Source organism: Paenibacillus sanguinis 2301083 = DSM 16941, assembly GCF_000374825.1.
In the GTDB taxonomy this organism is placed as follows: Bacteria; Bacillota; Bacilli; order Paenibacillales; family Paenibacillaceae; genus Fontibacillus; species Fontibacillus sanguinis.
In genome coordinates, this window is sequence record NZ_KB895376.1 from 65,460 (window position 1) to 86,302 (window position 20,843).

33 protein-coding genes are annotated in these 20,843 nt (G+C 54.4%); 28 read left to right on the plus strand and 5 right to left on the minus strand.

What is annotated here, in order from left to right:
- From C557_RS25535 to C557_RS23995, 5 genes are all read right to left on the minus strand, one after another.
- Nucleotides 1-686: alpha-helical endospore appendage domain-containing protein (locus tag C557_RS25535; RefSeq protein ID WP_040676275.1), on the minus strand; the 686-nt coding region annotated here is incomplete at its 3' end.
- 133 nt (nucleotides 687-819) lie between these two features.
- Complete coding sequence (locus C557_RS0100330; RefSeq protein WP_018749816.1) at nucleotides 820-1,149, minus strand: alpha-helical endospore appendage domain-containing protein; 330 nt, start codon at nucleotides 1,147-1,149, stop codon at nucleotides 820-822.
- On the minus strand, nucleotides 1,146-1,484 hold the full coding sequence (locus tag C557_RS0100335) for a tetratricopeptide repeat protein (RefSeq protein WP_154656092.1): 339 nt from the start codon (nucleotides 1,482-1,484) through the stop codon (nucleotides 1,146-1,148). Before C557_RS0100335 ends, C557_RS0100330 begins: the two co-directional genes overlap by 4 nt.
- A 549-nt stretch (nucleotides 1,485-2,033) precedes the next feature.
- A complete protein-coding gene (locus C557_RS0100340; protein ID WP_018749818.1) occupies nucleotides 2,034-2,252 on the minus strand; it encodes a hypothetical protein in 219 nt (72 codons plus the stop codon).
- A gap of 168 nt (nucleotides 2,253-2,420) precedes the next feature.
- Nucleotides 2,421-2,861 (minus strand): helix-turn-helix transcriptional regulator, encoded by a 441-nt coding sequence (locus C557_RS23995; protein WP_018749819.1) that lies wholly within the window; start codon nucleotides 2,859-2,861, stop codon nucleotides 2,421-2,423.
- Nucleotides 2,862-3,123: 262 nt separating this feature from the next.
- On the opposite strand from C557_RS23995, the gene C557_RS22735 reads away from it, so the two are divergent.
- From C557_RS22735 to C557_RS0100475, 28 genes are all read left to right on the plus strand, one after another.
- The gene (locus C557_RS22735; protein ID WP_018749820.1) at nucleotides 3,124-3,483 is read left to right on the plus strand and encodes a hypothetical protein; all 360 of its coding nucleotides are present in this window, start codon (nucleotides 3,124-3,126) and stop codon (nucleotides 3,481-3,483) included.
- Entirely contained in the window at nucleotides 3,440-3,655 is a 216-nt protein-coding gene (locus tag C557_RS24310; protein ID WP_083930057.1) for a helix-turn-helix domain-containing protein, read from the plus strand. Before C557_RS22735 ends, C557_RS24310 begins: the two co-directional genes overlap by 44 nt.
- Nucleotides 3,656-3,823: 168 nt before the next feature.
- Nucleotides 3,824-5,890 carry a Mu transposase C-terminal domain-containing protein gene (locus tag C557_RS0100355; RefSeq protein ID WP_240472907.1) on the plus strand — a complete coding sequence of 689 codons (2,067 nt, stop codon included), beginning with the start codon at nucleotides 3,824-3,826 and terminating at the stop codon, nucleotides 5,888-5,890.
- 15 nt (nucleotides 5,891-5,905) lie between these two features.
- The gene (locus tag C557_RS0100360; protein ID WP_018749822.1) at nucleotides 5,906-6,853 is read left to right on the plus strand and encodes an ATPase; all 948 of its coding nucleotides are present in this window, start codon (nucleotides 5,906-5,908) and stop codon (nucleotides 6,851-6,853) included.
- 13 nt (nucleotides 6,854-6,866) lie between these two features.
- Nucleotides 6,867-7,307, plus strand: a complete 441-nt coding sequence (locus C557_RS0100365) for a hypothetical protein (protein WP_018749823.1) — start codon at nucleotides 6,867-6,869, stop codon at nucleotides 7,305-7,307.
- Nucleotides 7,308-7,522: 215 nt separating this feature from the next.
- Entirely contained in the window at nucleotides 7,523-7,777 is a 255-nt protein-coding gene (locus C557_RS0100370) for a hypothetical protein (protein WP_018749824.1), read from the plus strand.
- A gap of 54 nt (nucleotides 7,778-7,831) precedes the next feature.
- Nucleotides 7,832-8,122, plus strand: a complete 291-nt coding sequence (locus tag C557_RS0100375; protein WP_018749825.1) for an AbrB/MazE/SpoVT family DNA-binding domain-containing protein — start codon at nucleotides 7,832-7,834, stop codon at nucleotides 8,120-8,122.
- Nucleotides 8,119-8,760, plus strand: a complete 642-nt coding sequence (locus tag C557_RS0100380; RefSeq protein WP_018749826.1) for a hypothetical protein — start codon at nucleotides 8,119-8,121, stop codon at nucleotides 8,758-8,760. Before C557_RS0100375 ends, C557_RS0100380 begins: the two co-directional genes overlap by 4 nt.
- Entirely contained in the window at nucleotides 8,757-9,191 is a 435-nt protein-coding gene (locus tag C557_RS0100385) for a regulatory protein GemA (protein WP_018749827.1), read from the plus strand. The genes C557_RS0100380 and C557_RS0100385 overlap by 4 nt, the downstream gene beginning before the upstream one ends.
- Complete coding sequence (locus C557_RS25120) at nucleotides 9,184-9,351, plus strand: hypothetical protein (RefSeq protein ID WP_018749828.1); 168 nt, start codon at nucleotides 9,184-9,186, stop codon at nucleotides 9,349-9,351. The genes C557_RS0100385 and C557_RS25120 overlap by 8 nt, the downstream gene beginning before the upstream one ends.
- The gene (locus C557_RS24765; protein ID WP_154656094.1) at nucleotides 9,335-9,709 is read left to right on the plus strand and encodes a hypothetical protein; all 375 of its coding nucleotides are present in this window, start codon (nucleotides 9,335-9,337) and stop codon (nucleotides 9,707-9,709) included. The genes C557_RS25120 and C557_RS24765 overlap by 17 nt, the downstream gene beginning before the upstream one ends.
- The gene (locus tag C557_RS0100395; protein ID WP_240472908.1) at nucleotides 9,669-10,448 is read left to right on the plus strand and encodes a DnaA ATPase domain-containing protein; all 780 of its coding nucleotides are present in this window, start codon (nucleotides 9,669-9,671) and stop codon (nucleotides 10,446-10,448) included. The genes C557_RS24765 and C557_RS0100395 overlap by 41 nt, the downstream gene beginning before the upstream one ends.
- The gene (locus C557_RS24000; protein ID WP_018749830.1) at nucleotides 10,445-10,771 is read left to right on the plus strand and encodes a hypothetical protein; all 327 of its coding nucleotides are present in this window, start codon (nucleotides 10,445-10,447) and stop codon (nucleotides 10,769-10,771) included. Before C557_RS0100395 ends, C557_RS24000 begins: the two co-directional genes overlap by 4 nt.
- A gap of 83 nt (nucleotides 10,772-10,854) precedes the next feature.
- Complete coding sequence (locus tag C557_RS0100405) at nucleotides 10,855-11,112, plus strand: hypothetical protein (protein WP_018749831.1); 258 nt, start codon at nucleotides 10,855-10,857, stop codon at nucleotides 11,110-11,112.
- Between the two features lie 18 nt (nucleotides 11,113-11,130).
- The gene (locus tag C557_RS0100410; RefSeq protein WP_018749832.1) at nucleotides 11,131-12,084 is read left to right on the plus strand and encodes an SUMF1/EgtB/PvdO family nonheme iron enzyme; all 954 of its coding nucleotides are present in this window, start codon (nucleotides 11,131-11,133) and stop codon (nucleotides 12,082-12,084) included.
- 62 nt (nucleotides 12,085-12,146) lie between these two features.
- Complete coding sequence (locus C557_RS0100415) at nucleotides 12,147-12,584, plus strand: hypothetical protein (RefSeq protein ID WP_018749833.1); 438 nt, start codon at nucleotides 12,147-12,149, stop codon at nucleotides 12,582-12,584.
- Between the two features lie 5 nt (nucleotides 12,585-12,589).
- Nucleotides 12,590-12,823, plus strand: a complete 234-nt coding sequence (locus C557_RS0100420) for a hypothetical protein (RefSeq protein ID WP_018749834.1) — start codon at nucleotides 12,590-12,592, stop codon at nucleotides 12,821-12,823.
- A gap of 8 nt (nucleotides 12,824-12,831) precedes the next feature.
- Nucleotides 12,832-13,557 (plus strand): peptidoglycan recognition protein family protein, encoded by a 726-nt coding sequence (locus C557_RS0100425; protein WP_240472892.1) that lies wholly within the window; start codon nucleotides 12,832-12,834, stop codon nucleotides 13,555-13,557.
- A 45-nt stretch (nucleotides 13,558-13,602) separates the two neighbouring features.
- Complete coding sequence (locus C557_RS0100430; RefSeq protein ID WP_018749836.1) at nucleotides 13,603-13,932, plus strand: Mor transcription activator family protein; 330 nt, start codon at nucleotides 13,603-13,605, stop codon at nucleotides 13,930-13,932.
- Between the two features lie 106 nt (nucleotides 13,933-14,038).
- Entirely contained in the window at nucleotides 14,039-14,494 is a 456-nt protein-coding gene (locus C557_RS0100435) for a hypothetical protein (protein WP_018749837.1), read from the plus strand.
- A gap of 4 nt (nucleotides 14,495-14,498) precedes the next feature.
- Nucleotides 14,499-14,768: a hypothetical protein gene (locus C557_RS0100440; RefSeq protein ID WP_018749838.1), complete on the plus strand. Its 270-nt coding sequence runs from the start codon at nucleotides 14,499-14,501 to the stop codon at nucleotides 14,766-14,768.
- The gene (locus C557_RS0100445) at nucleotides 14,761-15,078 is read left to right on the plus strand and encodes a hypothetical protein (RefSeq protein ID WP_018749839.1); all 318 of its coding nucleotides are present in this window, start codon (nucleotides 14,761-14,763) and stop codon (nucleotides 15,076-15,078) included. Before C557_RS0100440 ends, C557_RS0100445 begins: the two co-directional genes overlap by 8 nt.
- Nucleotides 15,078-15,647: a phage protein Gp27 family protein gene (locus tag C557_RS0100450; RefSeq protein ID WP_018749840.1), complete on the plus strand. Its 570-nt coding sequence runs from the start codon at nucleotides 15,078-15,080 to the stop codon at nucleotides 15,645-15,647. The genes C557_RS0100445 and C557_RS0100450 overlap by 1 nt, the downstream gene beginning before the upstream one ends.
- Nucleotides 15,644-16,144 carry an antiterminator LoaP gene (gene loaP, locus C557_RS0100455; protein ID WP_018749841.1) on the plus strand — a complete coding sequence of 167 codons (501 nt, stop codon included), beginning with the start codon at nucleotides 15,644-15,646 and terminating at the stop codon, nucleotides 16,142-16,144. Before C557_RS0100450 ends, loaP begins: the two co-directional genes overlap by 4 nt.
- A gap of 109 nt (nucleotides 16,145-16,253) precedes the next feature.
- Nucleotides 16,254-17,984, plus strand: a complete 1,731-nt coding sequence (terL, locus tag C557_RS0100460; protein WP_018749842.1) for a phage terminase large subunit — start codon at nucleotides 16,254-16,256, stop codon at nucleotides 17,982-17,984.
- Complete coding sequence (locus tag C557_RS0100465; protein WP_018749843.1) at nucleotides 17,975-19,477, plus strand: phage portal protein; 1,503 nt, start codon at nucleotides 17,975-17,977, stop codon at nucleotides 19,475-19,477. Before terL ends, C557_RS0100465 begins: the two co-directional genes overlap by 10 nt.
- A complete protein-coding gene (locus C557_RS0100470; protein ID WP_018749844.1) occupies nucleotides 19,474-19,782 on the plus strand; it encodes a hypothetical protein in 309 nt (102 codons plus the stop codon). Before C557_RS0100465 ends, C557_RS0100470 begins: the two co-directional genes overlap by 4 nt.
- Nucleotides 19,779-20,786: a hypothetical protein gene (locus C557_RS0100475; protein WP_018749845.1), complete on the plus strand. Its 1,008-nt coding sequence runs from the start codon at nucleotides 19,779-19,781 to the stop codon at nucleotides 20,784-20,786. Before C557_RS0100470 ends, C557_RS0100475 begins: the two co-directional genes overlap by 4 nt.
- Nucleotides 20,787-20,843: the final 57 nt, after the last annotated feature.

The window sequence follows — 20,843 nt, forward strand, 5'->3', positions numbered from 1 at the left end:
GGACCGGTCGCTCCATCTGCTCCCGCTGGGCCGGTTGCTCCTGCTGGGCCTGCTGGGCCGGTTGCTCCTGCTGGGCCCGCTGGGCCGGTTGCTCCTGCTGGGCCTGCTGGACCGGTCGCTCCATCTGCTCCCGCTGGGCCAGTTGGGCCGGTCGGGCCTGCTGGACCAGTAGCGCCTGTTGGACCGGTAGCAGACATTGTATTTTCAATTTGTACGTTAGCAGAACCTTCCGTTACTGTAATATCCAATGTGTTGGATAAGAAGTTCAAATTCTCTCCTGCCCCCACCGTGGCGGAGCCTGTAGTACCAAATACATTAAACAGTGGTTCCCCAGGAGTTAATGGCCCCGTTGGACCCGTTGGACCTGCAGGCCCGGTAGGTCCAACCGAGATCGGCAGAGTTAAGATATTGTCCATTCTGCTTTGTAATAGCCATTCCTTTTTCGTAACTTCCTGCAATGTATTTCTTACACTATTATTAATTGATAGCAAATCACTGATGGTTGGCGCCGGGCCTGACAAGCCAGGCAACGTTCCCAGCACATATTGCAGCTTCTCACCTTCAGCGTTAATAATATGGCTTAATCCCAATTCCTCCATGGCCATCGATGATAACAGCAAGTTGATGGCATCTTCTCTCGTTAGTGTTACGGATGGAGTAATATTGGGAAAATTTGCTTGAGACATACATTATCCTCCTTAATTCTCTCTAGGAACTCTCCTGACTTTAGTAACCCTATTCAGGACAATAGAGCAAGCAAATATATTCTGCTGCACGGACTACGTCCCTCTTGAATTTTTATCAATTACATTCTCACTCTTATTCTTGCTGACGCTCTTGCCGTTCCCGGTCCATTTCGACAACTTGCCCCAACTTCATCAGCAGCATCATTTCTTTCAAGATAACACCCTGCATGGTACTACTCATAGAACGCTGCAAAGTCATCAATTGTTCCACCGTAGGCGCAGCAGGCAAATCCAATCCGTTCTCCAAAGTACCAAGCACATACTGCACTTGCTCTGCACCCGAATTTACCAGATGAGCCAATGCCATCTCCTCCATAGCAATAGAGGATAGCAGCATCACGATGGTTTGATCGACATCAACGGATATGACAGGCGTGATATTTGGCATTCCCGGTTGACTCATGACCGTTCACCTCTTCCTGCATATCCAATATGCTCAAGTCTGGCCTTGGCTTCTGTAAATTCCGGGTAAGTCTTAAGCGCACGCAGAAAGGCGGCTTCAGCCAATCTCACGGCTCCAAGCTCCTCGTAACACAATCCTGTAAAAAACTCGGAATAATAGCTTCCTACACCAACTTTGCTCAAATGAATACTACAGCGCTCCCCCATCTCCAGACAGGTCTTAAATACTTCAATGGCCTCGGCATACCTCCGCTGTCCATGTAAAATGACACCCTCGTAAAAGTGCAAATCTACATAATCCGGGTAAAGCGAAATAGCTAGTCGAATACCCTCCAACGCATTGGTAAATGTACGTTATCAGAATAACTGACAAAGAGGGACACCCAAAAAACGAAGCGGGAAATGCCGGGAATGCCTGATTTCATGCGGGTTTAGGTGGGATGGAGCGAGGTTAGCGTGACAAGTATCTTGAGAATGACAAAAAAGAAACTTAATAGAGTGAAAATGATAGAAAAAACGCCCGAAACCCTTGGTATATAAGGAAAAACGGGCGTTTCGTGTTTTTGGAATGATATTTGAGTCGATGGAGATTCCGAGCAAAAGAAGCGAAGCGTTAGAACGTTGCGTTATTAAGCGTTAAAGCTCGTTACTAAAAACTTCGGAAATCTCGGAAACCGCGATGGCACAGGCTTTTCTTGGTTGAATCATCGTCGATTATAATAACGTTTAATCATGAAAACAACGAAAAAAGTGCAGAATTGAATGGGACAAATCGTTTAATCGGTGCAGAATTGGTCCCATTGCAGCAATGGCGCGGGTTTCAGGCATTTTGAGACCTCTTAAAACCAGCTGTTTTCAAAGGGACACAATTCTGCAAAAAAACGATCATTTCGCAGCCTGTTTGCGCCCCTTGAAATGCTCCAACAAAAATCCTCCAATGAATGGGACAACAAAGAGCGCGACGACTATCAAGGCTCCCCACCACGCTACTTGCCACAAACCGAATGCCAGTATGGCAAGAATGCCATATGCAATCATGTTTTTAATTTCCTTGCGAAATATGATGACGATGACCAGCAGGATGAACAAGAGAATCAACAACATCCGGATATACCTCCTCTCACGCAGCGAATTAACATACCATAATTTTACTATAAATCGTCATTGTTTGCGATAAAAATATCGCCAACCCAGGTCAGTTATAAATCACTAGCAATTAGGTTGAAATCGCCAAAAAAATGATATAAAACTAAATCATTTAGGACATAAAAATTAACTCACGTCACTGATCCCGGCGGACAGTTCGTCTTCCGCGCCAGGTTGCGAGTTCGATGACATCCGCTTTCTGCTGTTCTGGGCGTCTTTGCCCAAACGAGCATATTTACGCTCAATAATTTCGATTGCCTCCTCTTGATTGTCTACGTCCAATGATCGCAGCTTAAGGATTAGTTCGTATTCTTCAGGACTTATGTCAAATCCCCTGTTCTCCACTTTCTCCTTCTCCACTTCCCTTTCGACACCCGTGAGAAGCCATTCCATAGACACACCACACAATTGTGACAGACGGAGCAGAATAGTTGCATCGGGTATCCTGCCCCTAGCGTAATTGTTCACTGCATTTTTGGACAAGCCAAGCACTTCCCTGGCACTGTTTTGAGTATGCCCTGCACGTTTTAGCGCTTCCTTCAAACGATCTCCAAACGTCTCTGACATTTAATCACCCCACGAAAATGTGTTTTATCAAAATAAATACCCCATAAAAGTGTGTTTTCTTTGTTGACTCCACACGAACGTGTGGTATATAATTAAAGCATGCTTTAGAACTACACCAATTCAAATTTTACCACACATCATGAACCCACAACAGGCGCAACAAAATAGCCGCCGTCTTGCACAACGGTAGGCCGTATGCTCTTTGAAAAGTGAATAGCAATATCGATTCAATCAACTACGTGCAAGCAGGAGGTGATCGCAATTGTCGCAAAACCAATGGACGCATTTGTATAAGAAGGGATTTGCTCAAATATCATCTTTCGTTGAGCAAGTCGAGGAATTCGCTCCTGAAACAGCAGACATCATGATTGAATCTCTTAATGAAACAAATAGACGGCTGCTGCAAGAGGTTCGCGCCGAAAAGGAGGAACTGGAGGAAGAACTGAAACGGTTCCTTGCTCGGGTGAATGGGAAATTATCGTATTTGAAAAGCATGGAGAACCATTTGGCGGAATGGGAGAATCACTTCGATACTTTGAAGGAAGGGGCCGCCAATGTTACTGAAGGGGGTAAACGCCATGAGAAAGAAACGCGAACTGACTCCGGTCGGCAAAGTAGTTAAAAAACGCCTGATCGAAGTTGGAATAACACACCGGCAATTAGCCCAAAAAATCGGAACAAGCGAGCAATATTTGAATTCTATTTTGTTTGGCGCTCGTTCGGGGAGAAACTACCTCCCGAAAATAGCCAGGGTACTGGACTTGGATTTGGAAAGCTTGAAGGTGTCCGCATGAAAGCGAGCAGATGCAATAAGGGAAGTACAGGGAGAAGAAGGCAACAAAAAAGGAGCGCTCCTCCAGCAAGAGTAACCGCTCCTAGTCCCGAGAATAGCAAAAAGCTATTCCCCCTTATTGTACCATGCGGGTGATGGAATGGAAAGGAGGGGAAGCCGCTTGACGGACGTGTTTGTCTCATTAGAAGACGCTGCCGGTTACGAAGGCATCAGTTATGAAGCGATCAAGAAGAAGGTTCAACGAAACCCAGCTCTATTCAATGTGAGAAAAGAGCCGGTTTCAAGTGGCGGCAAGCCTCGGATTCTAGTTGCTCTATCTTCCCTCTCAAAGAAGGCTCGGAGAGCCTACAAGGAAGCGCAGAACATCGAGGGAGGGGATGAAGTCGTGATCGAAGAACGCACCAATTCGGACGATGTGCCTTGGTACATCGACGCCGACCTGGATGAATACATCAAGAAATTCGGGAAGCGGTATTACGAAGCGGTCGAGCTGGCGAAGCACATTCAGGAATTTTTGAACTATGCCGACCGCGACCGGACGGGCTTCGCGGAAGAGTTTGCCGCCCAGCTCGGCATGAGCCAGCGGACGCTATACCGACATTCGCAAGCGTATCTCGAAGCGAGCGCCTGGGCGCTGAAGCTCGGGAAGCAGGACGGCAAGAATTACGATTATTTGAAAGTGCTGGCATTGTGCCGGAAGCCGAAGGAAACCTACACGTTCCCGTCGCTTTCCGAGCCGATGAAAGCCTGGATCGAAAATCTGTGGTTCGACAAGCGATTCGCGGAGAACCAAGGAACCATCGACATGCTTTACACCAAGCTGCAACAAGTCGCATCGGCCAACAGTTGGGACTATCCATCCTATCCGACGGTGGCGCGTTACATAGGTTACTTGATGGAAGTCAAGCGCTATAAGAACGCGCATTACCTCGCCGAAAAGGGCGAAAGGATGTATCGGAACAAGAAGCTGCGCAAGGCGCTACAAGATATGACGTCGGTGCCGGTCATGGGATTGGTTCAGGGCGACGGTCACACCTTCGACGTGTGGGTTGAATACACCTACCCGAACGGCAAGAAGACCGCGATCAAGCCGATCCTGGTCGGGTGGATCGACACGCGAAGCCGCTGCATCGTCGGCGACATCCTTTGTCACACGCCGAGCGCCCAGGTCATCAAGCAATCGATGCTTAACATGATCTATAACGAAGTCGGCGGCGTTCCACAATGGATCAAGATCGACAACGGCAAGGATTTCACCGCCGAAACACTGACGGGCCGCAAACGGAGCGAACGAATGAGCTTAGACAGCGAAGCCATCGGCTTCTATCGGTCTATCGGCATCCAGGACGATTTCCGTTCGCTGCCATACCAGCCTTGGGGCAAGGCGGCGATTGAACGATTCTTCCTGACGCTGATCAACCGGTTCGAGAAGTGGTTGCTTAGCTATACGGGAACGCTGACCGGATCGCGTACATCCAGCAAGATCAAGAAGGACATTCCGGGCATGCTGGAGCGCGGCGAGCTGATCACGATGGACGAGCTTTGCGCCCTATGGCGCAAATGGCGTGACGAAGAGTATCACGCCCGGAAGCACCGTGGCCTCAAGGAACAAGGTGAACAGTGGCATACGCCGCTGGAAGTATTCCAAAACGCCGAGCGCTACTTCAAGGCGGTTCCGCCAAGATCGGTCGCCGCCACTTGGCTAATGCAGGCAGAAGAGCGGGTTCGCGTTTACCAGGTCGGCATTCGCCGATTCGGATTCGAGTACCGCGCCCCCGAGCTGGACGCCTACATCGACGACTATGTCAACATCAAGTGGGACGCGAACGACGTCACTCGGCTTCATGTATATGACCGGATCACCGGTGCTAAGATTTGCGAGGCTGAAAGCCAGGAGTTGCTTCAGATCGCCCCGCGTGCGCCGCAAAAGGCGCTGGAGGAACACAAGCGGGCGCAGAATCAGCAGCTCAAGGCGGACAGACAGCGCTTGAAGGAGCTGACCACGCCACTGGAAGAGCGGATCGGACAGCACATCGCCGCCGAGGACAACATGGCAGGCGTGTTCATTGGACAACCAGCAAAAGGCAAAGCGCCCAAGGTCGTGGCGCTGCCGCAGGACAAGCAATATAAGGAAGACGTTCGCAGCAAAAAGGCCGCTCGGCCCGCTGCTGTGGAAAACGATTATTACCAAAAACGCGCCGAGGCTGCTTTGGCTAAGCTGAAGGAACTCGGCTAACGGAGGGATTTATTCATGGCAATGGAAGCGACGAAACTTTATACGATCAAAACGGACCTTGTCACTCGGGCAAATGAATACATGAATCGGACGGGCAGCACGATTACGGAAATGGCTCGAATCATGGGCGTATCCAGACCGGCCTTGTCCCGGTATCTCTCGGGCAAGTACGACGCCGAGAACACCAAGATCGAACCGGCTGTCCTGAAGTTTCTCAACGAGCATGATCAAGTCGGCGAAATCTCCGCGATCCCGGCGACCGCACCGAAGTTCTTCGCCGGTCGGGATGCCCGCGACATCCTCGGTCTTTGTGCCGAATGCCAGGATCACAGCAAGCTGGGCATTGTCACCGGTCGCACCGGTTACGGGAAGAGCCACACGCTCAAGCATTACGCGAAGATGCAGCGCGTGGCGTACATCGAATGCGATGACAGCATGGGTTGCAAGGACCTGATCGACGCCATCGAAGCGGCGCTCGGCATCCCGTCCGCATCCGGCAGCATCTACCGCAAGAAACAGGGAATCATTCAATTTTTCGAGGTTAACAAGGGGTATCTGCTCATCGTGGACGAGGCCGACAAGTTGATCAATAAGTACACCCAAAAGAAGATGGAAATTCTTCGCTCCATCTACGGCGACGCCCGCGTCGGGCTGGTGATCGCCGGGGAACCGAAGTTGGAATCGTTAATCAAAGGATACCTGGAGCGCTTTGCGAACCGGGTGGATGCCCGGACGGCGCTTATCGGGCTGACGGACAAGGAAGTTCGCGACTATCTGGACGGATTTCCGTTTGAACCGGACGCCCTGGAAGAAATGGTCGCTCGCGGAACAAACAGCAAAACGGGCTGCTTCCGTCTGCTTGCCCGAACGCTCGACAACGTGCTGCGCGTCCACCGCGAGGACGGCGGCGAAACCATCACGCTGGACACGATCTATAAGGCCAGCAGCATGATGATGCTGTAAGGAGGTTGAACCCATGATCAAAATTGAAATGGAGCTGATCACATCGGAGGTCGAGCTGGCGCGGGCGGCGTTGCGATTACGCGCCCGCGACGACTCGCAGCCGTCAGCGGAAGCCTTCGAGCGAATGGCCGATACACTGGAGCATGTCGGGCTGTACGAGTTCACAAAGCTGGAAGGGGTTTGTATCTCGACGGCGCTTCTTCAAATGGCAGAGTTGGCCGCACAAATCGGCATGGCTGATCTTTCGTGCCGAGCGCTGGAGCTGTCGGACGACTTCTTCTATAAATGCCTGATGACCGAGCCGGAAGACTTGCATCGGCAGCTCGCCCGAGCGATAGAAGGCAGACGAAAGGCAGGTGCGCGAAATGTCAACCGAGCAACTGGATTTGTTTCCTGGCTTGCCGCCGTCGGCATCGCCCGCCCCGCAGCCGGAAACCAAATGCGCCCATTGTGATCATATCGTGGCGGTGCGCTTCCAAAGCGGGAACCTCTTCTTCTGCGCCGTCCAGCGTGGCGGGCAATATGGCAAGAAGATACGCAAGAACGCGCCGAGCTGTCCCAGGTTCTTGGCGGCCCTCACGCCGCTGATCATGCACCTGGATGGCTATTACGGCGGCGAATACAGCCCCGGTTTGCTCCGGGGCGACATTACACCAAAGGAGGGATTGAATGAGCAATCAACATGAACGAGACCCTCATGGGGTTTTCAGCAAGAAGGACGTTCCAAGTTTTGAATGGCCCGATCTTGACGGGAAGACGCTGGACATCGCTGTTTCTCGCGATCAATACGGCATGACCGTCGCCGGGATCGACAAAGGAACCGGCGTGATCTACGTCCTGCACCAGCAGATCATTCCCGAAGGTTGTTCGGCGGATCGACTGGCCGGTGAGCTGGCCGATGCTCTCGAACGCTCCATGAATTAAGGTCCCTGGGGGTTCGACGAGGTTTTGCAAATTGACAATAGGAGGAATATGTGCATGAAGGAATTCAACAAGAAAATCAGTAAAAGCGGATCGATCACCCTTCCGGCGGCGCTTCGCCGGGATTATGGGCTGACGGACGGCGAGCGGTTCAAAATTGTCGTCGATGGCGAAGATGGTTCGATCTTGCTGCAACGCACGGAAGGAAGCTGCTTGTTCTGCGGGTCCGATAAAGAATTGATTGTTTATATGGGGCGTTTCGTTTGCGCCGAGTGCATCGGCAACATGGATGCGGAAGTCTCCAATGCCGCGATTTCCAGAGCTGTGCAAGGGGGTCCTGCCGAATGATGAACGAACGTCTGGCGAGCCTGGCCGAGCTGGTGGACCAGGGGATCGACCTCGAAAAGCAGATCAAAGAAGATACGAAACGGCTGGATGCGATCAAGGCCGAACTGCAAGCGGCTGCGGTCGAAGTCATGGACAACAGGAATTTGAAGTGGCTGCAAATCTTCGGCAGAAACGGACATTTCAACGTGGCCCAAAAGGAAAAGTTCGATCTTGACGATTACACCGCGCTGATCGAAGTCCTGGGAGAGAAGGCCAAGGCGAAGATCGTTCGCAAGGAGGAAATCAAATACGCGGTCGAAGCACGGTTCAAAGAAGCGCTGATCGCTTTGTTCAAGAACGATTTCGCCACCGACGGTCAGACGCTCGATGGCGTGCTGCAAGGGTTGGGCCTGGACGCCGCGACCATCAAGTCGGTGAAGAAGAAGCTCAAGGGCGACTACATCAAGGACAAGCGGGTCCTGGAGAGTGTCGGCGTCACTGATGAATGCGAGGAAGAGCTGGACGCGATCCGGCAGATCAAGAACACCGAGCTGATCGACCGCTTCTTCTCCGGTCTGACCGCCGAACAGCTCGAACGCATTCGCAAATCGGTATTTGTGGAAGAACAGGTCGGCGTCGGATTGGAGTATGAGAAATGAGCCGGGCGAGAACGGAGAAGCGGACTCCCGATCAAAACCGCAAGATTTGGGCGCTCGCCGGGGAATTGGGTTTCGACGAAACATTGCTGCGCGACCTGGTCGAGCGTCTCACCGGCCAGCGCAGCACATCCGTCTTGACGATCCTCCAGGCGAATCTCTTGATTGAGGAAATGAATCGGCTCGCTGGCAAGCAGACGGCAGCGCAAGCAACCCGCCGTCCTGGGATGGCGACGCCGGAACAGCTCCACAAAATCCGAACCCTGGAGCGTGAATTGGGATGGGCCGACAATCCGAAGCGCCTCCAGGCGTTCACGAAAAAGTATTGCGGAGGGGTCGCCCGCTTGGAGTGGCTTGGGTTCGGCCAGGCGCGGACGTTGATCGAATCTTTGAAGGCCGTTCTGCGCAGGGAGCAGAACCGGCTGCATGGATGAAGCGAAATCCGAGGTCATCGATTACCGAGCTTTATATGATCGCCTGAAAGACGGATCGGCAGCCACATGGACGCGGGAAATGGAGCTGTTTTCCCGCCTCTACTTGTGGCGGCAGAACGATACACGAAAGGAGGAACGGCCAAGTGTCGAACGCACTTGATCGATATACGCCGGAACAGCAGGCTGTCATTGCGCAATATTGGGAGACGGTACGCTGGACCCGCAGCACCGGCAAAATATCGGAGGGCATCCAGCAACGCGAACATGAATATTGGGCCAAGTATGACCCGGCCCTGGTCATTCGGGCGCTGCGTATCCACATTGAAAAGTATCCGAACATCAAAGAGAACTACACGCGCGGCATCCTGCGGAATCTCCAGAAAGGAGGCGCGGCCCATGGAAAGCCTGAAGGACATCATGCCTTCCCTGCTCGAACGGGTGCAGGCAGCCAAGTCAAAGGCCGAACGCGAGACGCCAATGCAGAAGCAGCCTTCCGTCGAAGACTTGACGGTCTATGATTGCCCGAAGTGCCGGGACGAAGGCATCATCTTCGATCTTGAACGCAACGTCGGGTATCGCTGCGAGTGTGTGGAGCGCAAAAAGCTTCAACGGATCATGAAATCATCCAACATGAGCGAGGACGCGCTGCATAAGACGTTTGATAACTTCGTCGTGGACGGCGCGGACCCCCGCGTCGCCGCCGCCTACGAACTGGCGCGGGAGTATTCGGATGGCCTGGTCGCCCGGATCAAGAAGGGACAGGGCTTGAAGGGTGTCCCCTGGTTCGGCCTGCTGGGAACCTCCGGCAGCGGGAAGACGCACCTGGTGACAGCGGCGGTTGCCCCGCTGATCGAGCTGGGCGTTCATCCGCTCTTCTTCAATTGGGTACAAAGCTTCCAGGAGTGGTTCGCGTACTATAGCCGCGAGGACGAGGCGTACATGGTGGAGGAAATCCGGCAGAAGATTTACAACTGCGACTTGCTCGTCGTGGACGACATATGCAAGGAAAGTCAAAAGGACAACTGGATCAGGGAATTTTATGGCATCGTGGATTACCGTTACCGCAAGCAGCTCCCTATCGTTTACACCAGCGAATATTTTTACGAGCTGATCGGATGGCTGTCGGAAGCGACGGCGGGCCGGTTGTTCGAGAAGACGAAAAGTCCGAAGGGCAAGAAATACCTGGGGAAAATGCTGCTTGCCGAAGGCGAGGACCCGCTGGCCCTGAATTACCGGTTCAAGGAGCTGCTGCAATGAGGCGGCAGCATGATGTCTTTACGGATTCGACAGGAGCGGCACACGTCACCGCCGAGCGTCGCTATTTGTTGTATGAGCTGTGCGACCGGCTGCGGCTGGATCGCCGGGCGATCCGCTGGAGCATGGACCTGAATTGCCATGTGCTGATCGTCCGCCGCACCCAGGACAAGCAGACACTTCGGCAACTCCTACATATCAACCTTAAAGGGGTGAATCCATGCACACAAGAAAGAGCCTTACCGCCCTACTCGCGGTCAAAACGCTATGCCGATCCAGAACAAACAAACGACGCGGAACGGATCGGCAGCGCATCCGCATCATGAGTTATCGGAAGAAGAAAAGCCAAGCCCGCCACTGGCGGAAGTGGAAAAAGCGCCTGAAATAGCGCTGGGAAGGAGTGATTCGGATGGCTTGGGCCAGTACGAAGACCAAAGCCAAGGCGAAGAGCGATCCGGTCCCGCTGGCGATGCCGAAGGACCCGAACCTTTGCTTTGTCCAGTTCCCTTCGGCAAACATGACAACTTCAAGCGTATCGGTCAGCCTGCAAAGTTTGCTCAACCAGTTGCAGAAGCAGCCTTCCGCGCGACAGATCGAAGCGATTCAGTATGATTCGGAAACCCGGCGGATCGACATCAGATTCGCCCCGGATTCTCAAAATAAATGACAAACGGAGGAACGAAAAATGAGCAATCAACGGAATAATGACATGATTTTTGATAACGCAGGCAAGCCCAGCATGATGGTGCGCATCCCGAAATTCAACTTGTCGGACGTGATCGAGGGCGCACCGGATACCCCTCACCCGGCTTTTGTCGTCGGCGGAAAGGAAGTTCCGGAAATTTGGGTGAGCAAGTATCAGAACGTCATCGTCGGCGGAAAAGCATACAGCCTCCCCTTCCAGCAGCCCGCTGTTGGCGTGAACTACGACCAGGCGCGGGAAGCTTGCGAAAGCAAGGGGCCGGGCTGGCACTTGATCAGCAACGCCGAATGGGCCGCCATCGCCCTATGGGCAAAGAAAAACGGAACGCTGCCGCGCGGGAATAACAATTGGGGCAACGATCACGCGCACGAAGACGAGCGCGGCGAAACATTCGACCAGCGCAAGGTGTTGACCGGCAGCGGCCCGGCCTCCTGGTCGCACGACGGAACGCCGGAAGGTGTATATGACCTGAACGGCAATGTATGGGAATGGGTGTCCGGCCTTCGCCTGGCCGACGGGGAAATCCAAGTCATTCCCGGAAACGATGTCGCCTTGCAGCCGGATCAGTCGCCAACGAGCGAGGAATGGACGGCCATCGCGTCGGACGGTTACAGCCTGAAATACGCCGAATTGGACGATGACATTCAACTGACCATCGGCACCGCCGGAGGGTATGGCGGCTGCTCATTCTCCGAGCTGAAGGCCGACGCCGAAGTTCCGTTCCTGGTGCAAGCGCTCGGGCTATTCCCTGTTGACGACGAACCGCTGACGGATTGGTTTTGGATGGACGCCGAGGAAAGCGAACGACTACCGGTTCGCGGCGGCTTTTGGAGCTATGGCGCTTATGCCGGGGTGTTCGCGCTCAACCTGAACGACCCCCGCTCCTACTCCAGTACGAGCATTGGCTTCCGCTCCGCTTTTGTACCGGGCATCTGAAATCTGAATGCTGGCATCTGATGGGCGCGTGAGAACGCGCCCCTCGAAAGGAGCGGAACGAAATGCAAGAAACGGAAACGAAGCTGACGACGCGGGCGATTACCGCCCAGGACTGGAAGGACATCGAGCAAGAGTTGACCCACTTCTATTCACAAGTGAAACTCGTTTGCGACGGGTATCCGATCACCATATGCTTGGAGCGCATCAGTCAGATGCAGAACCGCCTTCGGGTTTACGTGAACGGCGTCATCATGGGGAAGTGGTTTCTGGAGGATTGCGAGGAACGGCGGCGTTTCATGCGGCCACGAACGAAGCAATTCCGCTCGAAGAAAGAACTGGCGAAAATGCGCCGGATCGACAAGAAGTGGGCCAAGGAATGGGAGCAGCGGAACACGTACACCTATTACGAAGACGGCTGGACGTCCTTCCGTTCCCTCAAGTCCCATCTAATCAAACAGAACAAGGTCATCGAGCTGGTCGTGGCCGACGAAAGGAGCTGAAGCCATTGGAACCAGTCATTAAGACGAAGCTGGAGCTGGTCCTGAAGCTGAAGGACATCGAAGCGACGCTCAAGGCTCGCGGGATCGCCGTCACCCAGGCGAACATCAAGCGCCTGGTCGGCTTAATCCGCGACACACCGATTTCCGCGAACTCCGAATTCTTCGAGGGAATCCCGACGGATCGGCAAGTCTTGCTCATGTACGGATTTACATTCACGAACGGAGGTGGTAAAGCATGAACTATCGCGTGGATCACATCCCTAGAACGACCCCGAACAACCGGCGGCCAGGGTTTACCATGATGCCGACGACCATCACGATCCATAACACCGGCAACCCGTCATCCACGGCGGCGAATGAACGCGGCTGGCTCACGAATCCTAGCAACAACCGGACAGCTTCGTTCCATATCGTCGTCGATGAACGCGAAGCCATCGAATGCTTGCCGCTCGCCGAAAACGCTTGGCATGCCGGTGACGGCAGCGGCGCGGGAAGCGGCAACCGGACATCCATCGGGATTGAAATATGCGAATCCGGCAATTACCAAAAGACGCTGGACAATGCCGCTGAATTGGTGGCGGCAATGCTCAAGGAACGGGGCTGGGGCGTGGATCGGCTTCGCAGGCACTACGATTGGAGTAAGAAAATTTGCCCGCGCCTCATGTATGACAGCGGCAAATGGACGGGTTGGACATCATTCAAAAATATGGTATCGGCTAAACTGGCCGCGAAGGAGGAAAACGAACCGATGACACCGGAAGAAAGAAAGGTTTTGGAAGAGCTGAAGCAGACCGTCCAGAAGCAGGCCGAGCGCATCAAGAGCTTGGAGGATCAGCGGAACATCCCCGCCCCGGAATGGGCAAAGGAAGCTGCGGAATACTACGATCCGCACATGAATCCGAAGACCGGCAGCTTCGACTTCTGGCGAACAATCACCATTCAGTACAGGAAGGAAAAGGGAATCACTGTTTGAGTTGACATTTTCGCAAATCTGCTATAATAGGGAGGTGAATCCCCTTTGGAGGATTGGGTTAAGGATTTGACCCCTGCTATGATTCCCGAACGATACCGACCCATAGCCGAACTGATCGGCTTGGAGAACCTCATTAAGCTGGCGGATTATTCCAAGGGGGACACCCTCTATATTCCGTCATCTGACTTCTTCTTGAGGCCGATTCGGGATCAACGGATCAGGGAGGAATACAGGGGGAGCAATTCCCACCAGCTCGCTAAAAAGTATAATTTGAGCGAGCGCCGGATTCGGGAAATTTGCGAAGGGCTGCGGCCTGAACCGGAACCGGACGAGAACCAGCTTGACATCTTCACGCTGTTGGAAAAAGGCGGGTAAGACTGCGGGTTTCCCCGTCTAAAATGATCATACGCATTGTTATAAGCTACCAGTAGGCGAAAGCCACTCGGTAGCTTTTTTTATTTCAAAAATAGGAGATGATCGCATGCAAGAAATGGCACAAGACATATTAGCCAACCTGACCCTGGCGGCGCTGACACTGCTGTCGTCCTACGCGCTGTACTATATCCGCAAGGCGACGGCCAAGGTATCCGTCGAAGCGGACAAAATCAAAAACGATGATCAACGGGCGCTCGCCCAGGCGGCTGTTGCTCGGCTGGATGATGTGGCGACGAAGACGGTCAAGACCATCGAGCAGACGACGGCCAAGGAGCTGCGCCGCGCTGTGAAGAACGGCCAGGCATCGAAAGAAGAGCTTACTTCCCTCGCCAAGCAAGCCTATGGAGAAATCGTGCGTACGATGGAACCGCAATACCTTGACGCGCTCAAGGTCACGCTGGGCGACTTGGACAAGTACATCACGGCGACAATCGAAGCGAAGGTTTTGGAATTGAAGCAGAACGCGGCGATTTCCGAGGCGCTGGAGCTGCGGGAGGGCTAAGCGGATGGATTTCAATTGGGCGATGCAGACGATCACCATGCTAGGGATCGGCGTCATCGGGTATTTCCTGAAAACGTCGATGAGCGAAATCAAGGGGCAAATCAAGGAAAATGCCCAACGGGTTTCCACGCTGGAGAAGGAACTGGACGATCTTCGTTCCGATCTTCCCTTCATCTACACCACGCGCGAAGATTTCATCAGGACCATGAACAACGTGGACAAGAAGCTCGACAAAATACACGACAGTATGATCGGAGGTGGCCGCAATGGATGATCAGGCTTATCGCGGTGCCCAACACAATAAAGCGGTTCGCGGATACATCATGCGTTCCCTGGCGAAAGGGCACAACAATTCCTTGTTGTGCCGCCAGCTTGTCAACGTGATGGTAAACGATGGCGTCATCATAAGCCCGGACATATCCAAGCATTTGGATTACCTGGTCGGCAAAGGGTACATCGAATTCACGAACGACCGGATCAATTCGTACAACGCATACGCAAACGATGCCGTCATCCGCCTGACGGTCGAAGGCATCGACTTGCTGGAAGGCTCCACGCCTGACGATCCGGGAGTGTTGATCTAATGGGCGATCAGCACAAAAAGCGGCGTGTGCGTTCTAAGGTGGATGAACTGCCGGTCCACCTGAAGGACCAGGTGGACGCCATGCTGCTGGACACGAAGTACACCTACTACGAGATTTCCGAATTCTTATTTGATCAAGGTTACGAGGTTTCCAAAAGCTCCATCGGTCGGTATGCGCTTCGGGTGGGCCGGGCAACGCAGCGGCTCCAGGAAGCCCAGGAGCAGACCAAGGCGCTGATCCAGTTGATTAAGCAAAACCCTGACGCGGACTACACCGAAGGCGGCTTGCAGATCATGGCGGGCGAGCTGACCAAGAAGTTTGCGCAGGCGCAAGAAGAATGGGACGATATGCCGCTGGATAAGGCCGCCCGCGTAATGGTTGCCTTGTCCCGGACGAAGATATACAAGGACAAGATCAAAGCCGACCTGGCCGAGAAAACGAAGGTTGCGCTGGATGAATTTAAGAAAGAGGTTTATGCGGAGCTGGAGGGCATCGAGCCGGAACTGTGCGAACGGCTGATCCAAGTCGCCAATCGCGTAGCCGAACGACTGGAGGCGGACGACGAATGAACTGGTACGTCCTCCACGTCTTGACCGGCGAAGAGCTGAACGTGCAGAAGCGTCTCGCTCGCACCGCGCCGCATATCCGAACGCTGATTCCTCGGCGAAAGCTGATGGAACGACAAGGCGGCAAGATGAAAGAAGTCTCCCGCCTGCTATTTCCGGGATACGTGTTCGTTTACGCATTTCTGGATAATGAAAGCTATTACAAAATTGTCGCACCGGATGGCGTCATTGAAATCCTGGGCAGACCAACCCCGGTTCCTGTGCCGGTCAAGGAAATGGCCCACGTCCTCAAATGGTGCGAGGACAGCGAGCTGATCGGGCTGTCCAAGGTGGAAGACGGCGACCGGATCAAGGTTGTCAGCGGCCCCCTGAAGAACCTGGAAGGACAGATCGTCCGCGTGGATCGGCGCAAAGGCCGGGCGCGTGTGCGGCTGACGTTGTTCGGGGAGCCGAAGGAAATTGATTTTGGTATCGAGGTTTTAGAACAGGCACCGGTATGAAGCGGCACCTTGTTACGGCAGGGCCGGGGATCGCCGGGAACACATGCAAGCCACAACCAGCGCCGAGTAAGGCAGCCGGGTGGCGAAGCATGCCCGCCGGAGGTGACGCATGAGCATACTTAAAGATTTTGCCAAAAAAAATGATAACGCCGCCCTCCAGGAGACGAAAGCCATTCGGCAGCTCATGGAGGCGTATTTGTATCGCGACGACTCTCCCGAACGTATGGAGCTGCGCAAGCAGTTTCAGGACGGTAAGCCGCTGACCGGGAAACAGGGTTTGCGGCGCAAGCTCGGAGCGCTAGACCTGGAGTATTTCGGCAAAGCCTACTTCGGCCATTACTTCAACCGGGAAACGCCGGAGTTTCACCGCGAACTGGATGAACTTTGGAAGCGCGGCGTCCTGAAGGGCGTCATCCCGACCGACAGCGAAGCGGCCAAGAAGGTCAATCAGCAGCCGGGCAGCAAGCAAGCCATTGCCGCCCCGCGTGGTCATGCCAAGTCAACGAACGTCACATTCAAAGACGCCGCCCATGCGACGCTATACGAGTACAAGCGGTATGTGCTGATCCTCTCCGACAGCTCCGATCAGGCCGAGGGATTCTTGGAACTGATCCGCGACGAATTCGAGGAAAACGCCGCGATCCGCGAGGACTTCGGCGACCTCAAGGGCAAGGTTTGGCGAAACGATGTGATCCTGACCAGCAACGGCATCAAGATCGAGGCCATCGGTTCGGGGAAAAAGGTTCGGGGCCGCAAACATAAGAACTGGCGTCCTGACCTGATCTTACTCGATGACATCGAAAATGATGAAAACGTCTTGACGCCGCAGCAGCGGAAGAAGCTGTCAAGCTGGTTTTTCAAAGCGGTGTCCAAGTCCGGTGATACATACACGGACATTTTTTATATTGGCACCATCCTGCATTATGACAGCTTGCTGGCGAACATCCTGCGCAATCCGGGCTATCAGACGCGCAAGTACAAGGCGGTCCTTTCCTTCTCCCCTCGCAAAGACTTGTGGGACGAGTGGGAACTGATCCTAACCGACCTGGACAACACGAGCCGGGAACAAGACGCTCTCGCTTATTTCGATGCCCGCCGGGAGGAAATGTTGGCCGGTACGCAAGTGCTGTGGGAAGCCAAGCTCTCCTATTACGACCTCATGGTCATGAAGGTCGTCGAGGGCGAAGCGTCATTCAATTCGGAGGAACAGAACGAACCGATCAACCCGGAGGATTGCCTGTTCAACGAAGAGTGGCTCGACTTCTACAATCCGCTGGCGGTGGACTTTACCGTCGGATTCGAGTTTTTCGGCTTTATCGATCCTTCCTTGGGCAAGAGCAAAAAAAGCGACTATTCGACGATCCTGACGCTTGCCAAGCATATGCAGACCGGTTATTTGTACGTGCTGGACGCCGACATCGAGCGGCGGCACCCGGATGCTATCATTACCGATGCGATGGAAAAGGAACGCTGGCTGCGCATGAGTTTCGGGCGTGGCTACACGAAGCTGGGATGTGAAACCAACCAATTCCAGTGGTTCCTCAAGGAGAAGATCGCCGAGAAGTCCGCCGAGCTGGGGCTGTATCTCCCTATCGAGGAAGTGAACCAGCATACGGATAAGACCATGCGGATTCAGACGCTTCAGCCGGATGTGAAGAACAAATATATCAAATTTGATGCACGTCATAAGCTGCTGCTGGAGCAGCTTAAACAATTTCCCATGGGCGCACACGACGACGGCCCGGATGCCTTGGAGGCTTGCCGGACGATTGCCAAGAGTGCGGGCGTCCTGGACGACAAGCTGCTGGGCGTGTTTAGGAGGTTGAGAATATGGGGTTAGGCACATGGCTGCGGCAAGCTGCTGGCGAAATCTCCAAGCTGCGCCGCCGGGTTAGCGCAATGGTTGGCCTGGGCTTTTCCAGCTACAAGTTGGACAGCCGTCGGGTCGATTACGCCCTGGCCCGCAGCCTATATGACAACGAGGCCGAGCCGTACAAGCTGGGCGCAGGATTTTGCAGGCCGATCATCAATGTGAAGTCCGGGTTTATGGGCGTTCCTTCCTTCCACTCGGAGGACGAGGCAGCAAAGGCGGTCGTGACCAAGTTCTTTACCGGCCAGACGTCCAAGATGAACCGAACGCACAAAAAGGCGCTGCTGGAAGGCGATTGCTTCGTCTGGCTACGGCGCGAAACAACGGATGCGGCGCTGTATCCTGAAATGCAATCGCGCCTGGTCTACACCATCATCCCGAACGAGGAAGTCCACTCCATCAATCGAAATCCGATGACGGGCCGGGTCGAAGAATACGTCCTGGTATCGAATATGGAATGGACGGACGAATCCGGGAACCGGCGAAATACGAAGGTCACGCAATGGATCAGCGCGGAGCGGCGCAAGATTCGCCTGGAAGGCGATGCGATCCCTGGCTTCCCTGCCGAACATGAAGAGCCGAATATGCTGGGTTTCATCCCGATTGAGCATTTTGCCAATGAAAAGGACGAAACGCGCTTGTTCGGTCAATCCGAGCTGGAAGCCATCGAGCCGTTTTTGAAGGCGTACCACGACGTCATGCTTCACGCGTTGCAAGGCTCGAAGATGCACTCCACGCCGCGCCTGAAGTTCAACCTCAAGGACGTGGCCGCGTTCCTTCGGAATAACTTTGGCATCAACGATCCGGCCAAGTACGCCCAGGAAGGCGGCACCATCACCCTGGACGGCAAAGAATTTTTGATCATGACCGAAGGCGAGGACGCGGGCTTCATCGAAGTACGCAGCTCCACCGGCGACGCTGCCGCCCTGCTGAAGCTCATTTTCTATTGCATCGTGGCCGTAAGCGAAACGCCGGAATTCGTGCTTGGCGTCCATACGCCCAGCAGCCTGTCCAGCGTCCAGGAGCAAATGCCGGTCTTCGTTCGCAACATCAGCCGCAAGCGAGCTGACTTTGCAAGCAACTGGCAGCGCTTGGCGCGGATGGTGCTGGCGATGACCAAGGCCGAAACCGGACAGGAATTTGAGACGTTCGCCACAACCTTGGAATGGGAAGAAATCGACCCGCGCGATGAAAAGGAGTTGGCCGAAACGATCAAGGCTTTGACGGAAGGACTGAACACGGCCATTCAAGGTCGGTTCATGAGCGCTGATTCTGCCGCCGAGTTCCTGCGGGCCTACATCCCGACCATGAAGGAATATGATTCCGACGATCCTGAAGCCGAAACCGAGCGACAGCGCATCATCATGAATCAGGTGGAACGCGAACGACTGTCCGACGGGGCGCTGGGGATCGGTGAGATTGACGCGATCAAAAAAGAGCTGAAGAAAGGCGGTGCAGCATGAAATACCATCTGATGCAACCGGTCATGATTGTTTCGGATACGCTCAACTATGGCCTGCCTGTCGGATCGCTCGCCTACGTGACCATGATCGAGCCTCGCGGCTTCTTCGGGACGCCGTACTTCATCCGGGTGCCGTCGGAGCAAAAGGAATACTGGTCGCCGGAATGCGACTTGGAGCCTGCCGCCGATTGGTACGCCAAGGAGAGCGAAACCGTCATCCGCGACGCCTTGATCGACTTCGCCCTGGCGACCGGCAATAAGGAGCTGTTCCAGGCACAAACCCGTCAAGGGGCGAAGCGAGAATGAAGCGAAGCGAAATCAATCAGATCAGACAGATCACCGGAGCCTATGCGCCCGAAGCGCTCAAGGCTCGGCAGGCATGGCTAGAGCTGCGCCTACGGCAAGACCCGGAGGTTCGTAAGCTGTTTACGCGGATGGCCGATCAAATTGCCGACACGTTGCGGCAAGGCGGTTCCGGCATGGTTGACGATTGGTTAATGGGAGCTATCGAAGGCCAGCTCCGCTATCTGATCACCGAGCTGCGGGACGGGCTAACCGAGACGCTGCACGGCCATATCGCGGCGGCGGTGGAGATCGGCAGCCGCTACAATCGCGCGGTGACGATTGACCTGATGACGCAAAAGGTATCCATTCCCCGCGTCACCAAAAGCGGTCTGGAACGCATGTATGTGCGGGTCAATGAGGCGGCGGTTCGGGCGCATATCGAGCGTACCAGCTACGGCCTGAAGTTGTCGGACCGGATATGGGATACCGCAGGTGGCGCGGGCGAAGTCATCCGCAACATTATTCAGGATGGCATCGCCACCGGGAAGGATGCTATCGAAACAGCTCGCGCCCTGGAGGGTTACGTGCGCAGCGATGCGAATGTGATGTCCAAGTATTACGAAGGCATGCAGGAGCGCATGAAGGGCCGCGTCCCGGACGATTTGAGTTACCAGGCATTGCGCACCGCCCGCACGGAGACGACCGCCGCCCTGGGCCAAGGCAGCATCGCATCGGCGAGAGCGTCACCGAGCTGTACCGGCATCAAGTTTTGTTTGTCGTCAGCTCACCGGGTGCAAGACATCTGCGACGTACTGGCGCGGGAGGATTTCGGCATGGGGCCGGGCGTGTATCCGCTCAACGATCCCCCGCCCTATCCGGCGCATCCGAACACGCTGTCCTATCTCGTCGAGGTGCATCAGCCGGTGGATGATTTCGTCCGCCAGCTCCGTTCCTGGGTGGATGATCCGGCCAGTCAGCCGCAGTTAAATGACTGGTACGCGACCGAATATTTGGGAGCGGCCTAGAACGCCCTCTGTGCGCCTTGGTGGATTTTACCGTCCGAATCTATGCCGGACAGGCTA

What these genes read in the sequence shown, in the direction of transcription:
- C557_RS0100330 (WP_018749816.1), bottom strand. Translation starts at nt 1,149, where the DNA reads ATGAGTCAACCGGGAATGCCAAATATCACGCCTGTCATATCCGTTGAT.
- C557_RS0100340 (WP_018749818.1), bottom strand. Translation starts at nt 2,252, where the DNA reads ATGTTGTTGATTCTCTTGTTCATCCTGCTGGTCATCGTCATCATATTT.
- C557_RS23995 (WP_018749819.1), bottom strand. Translation starts at nt 2,861, where the DNA reads ATGTCAGAGACGTTTGGAGATCGTTTGAAGGAAGCGCTAAAACGTGCA.
- C557_RS24310 (WP_083930057.1), top strand. Translation starts at nt 3,440, where the DNA reads ATGAGAAAGAAACGCGAACTGACTCCGGTCGGCAAAGTAGTTAAAAAA.
- C557_RS0100360 (WP_018749822.1), top strand. Translation starts at nt 5,906, where the DNA reads ATGGCAATGGAAGCGACGAAACTTTATACGATCAAAACGGACCTTGTC.
- C557_RS0100365 (WP_018749823.1), top strand. Translation starts at nt 6,867, where the DNA reads ATGATCAAAATTGAAATGGAGCTGATCACATCGGAGGTCGAGCTGGCG.
- C557_RS0100370 (WP_018749824.1), top strand. Translation starts at nt 7,523, where the DNA reads ATGAGCAATCAACATGAACGAGACCCTCATGGGGTTTTCAGCAAGAAG.
- C557_RS0100375 (WP_018749825.1), top strand. Translation starts at nt 7,832, where the DNA reads ATGAAGGAATTCAACAAGAAAATCAGTAAAAGCGGATCGATCACCCTT.
- C557_RS0100380 (WP_018749826.1), top strand. Translation starts at nt 8,119, where the DNA reads ATGATGAACGAACGTCTGGCGAGCCTGGCCGAGCTGGTGGACCAGGGG.
- C557_RS0100385 (WP_018749827.1), top strand. Translation starts at nt 8,757, where the DNA reads ATGAGCCGGGCGAGAACGGAGAAGCGGACTCCCGATCAAAACCGCAAG.
- C557_RS25120 (WP_018749828.1), top strand. Translation starts at nt 9,184, where the DNA reads ATGGATGAAGCGAAATCCGAGGTCATCGATTACCGAGCTTTATATGAT.
- C557_RS0100395 (WP_240472908.1), top strand. Translation starts at nt 9,669, where the DNA reads ATGCAGAAGCAGCCTTCCGTCGAAGACTTGACGGTCTATGATTGCCCG.
- C557_RS24000 (WP_018749830.1), top strand. Translation starts at nt 10,445, where the DNA reads ATGAGGCGGCAGCATGATGTCTTTACGGATTCGACAGGAGCGGCACAC.
- C557_RS0100405 (WP_018749831.1), top strand. Translation starts at nt 10,855, where the DNA reads ATGGCTTGGGCCAGTACGAAGACCAAAGCCAAGGCGAAGAGCGATCCG.
- C557_RS0100410 (WP_018749832.1), top strand. Translation starts at nt 11,131, where the DNA reads ATGAGCAATCAACGGAATAATGACATGATTTTTGATAACGCAGGCAAG.
- C557_RS0100415 (WP_018749833.1), top strand. Translation starts at nt 12,147, where the DNA reads ATGCAAGAAACGGAAACGAAGCTGACGACGCGGGCGATTACCGCCCAG.
- C557_RS0100435 (WP_018749837.1), top strand. Translation starts at nt 14,039, where the DNA reads ATGCAAGAAATGGCACAAGACATATTAGCCAACCTGACCCTGGCGGCG.
- C557_RS0100440 (WP_018749838.1), top strand. Translation starts at nt 14,499, where the DNA reads ATGGATTTCAATTGGGCGATGCAGACGATCACCATGCTAGGGATCGGC.
- C557_RS0100445 (WP_018749839.1), top strand. Translation starts at nt 14,761, where the DNA reads ATGGATGATCAGGCTTATCGCGGTGCCCAACACAATAAAGCGGTTCGC.
- C557_RS0100450 (WP_018749840.1), top strand. Translation starts at nt 15,078, where the DNA reads ATGGGCGATCAGCACAAAAAGCGGCGTGTGCGTTCTAAGGTGGATGAA.
- loaP (WP_018749841.1), top strand. Translation starts at nt 15,644, where the DNA reads ATGAACTGGTACGTCCTCCACGTCTTGACCGGCGAAGAGCTGAACGTG.
- terL (WP_018749842.1), top strand. Translation starts at nt 16,254, where the DNA reads ATGAGCATACTTAAAGATTTTGCCAAAAAAAATGATAACGCCGCCCTC.
- C557_RS0100465 (WP_018749843.1), top strand. Translation starts at nt 17,975, where the DNA reads ATGGGGTTAGGCACATGGCTGCGGCAAGCTGCTGGCGAAATCTCCAAG.
- C557_RS0100470 (WP_018749844.1), top strand. Translation starts at nt 19,474, where the DNA reads ATGAAATACCATCTGATGCAACCGGTCATGATTGTTTCGGATACGCTC.
- C557_RS0100475 (WP_018749845.1), top strand. Translation starts at nt 19,779, where the DNA reads ATGAAGCGAAGCGAAATCAATCAGATCAGACAGATCACCGGAGCCTAT.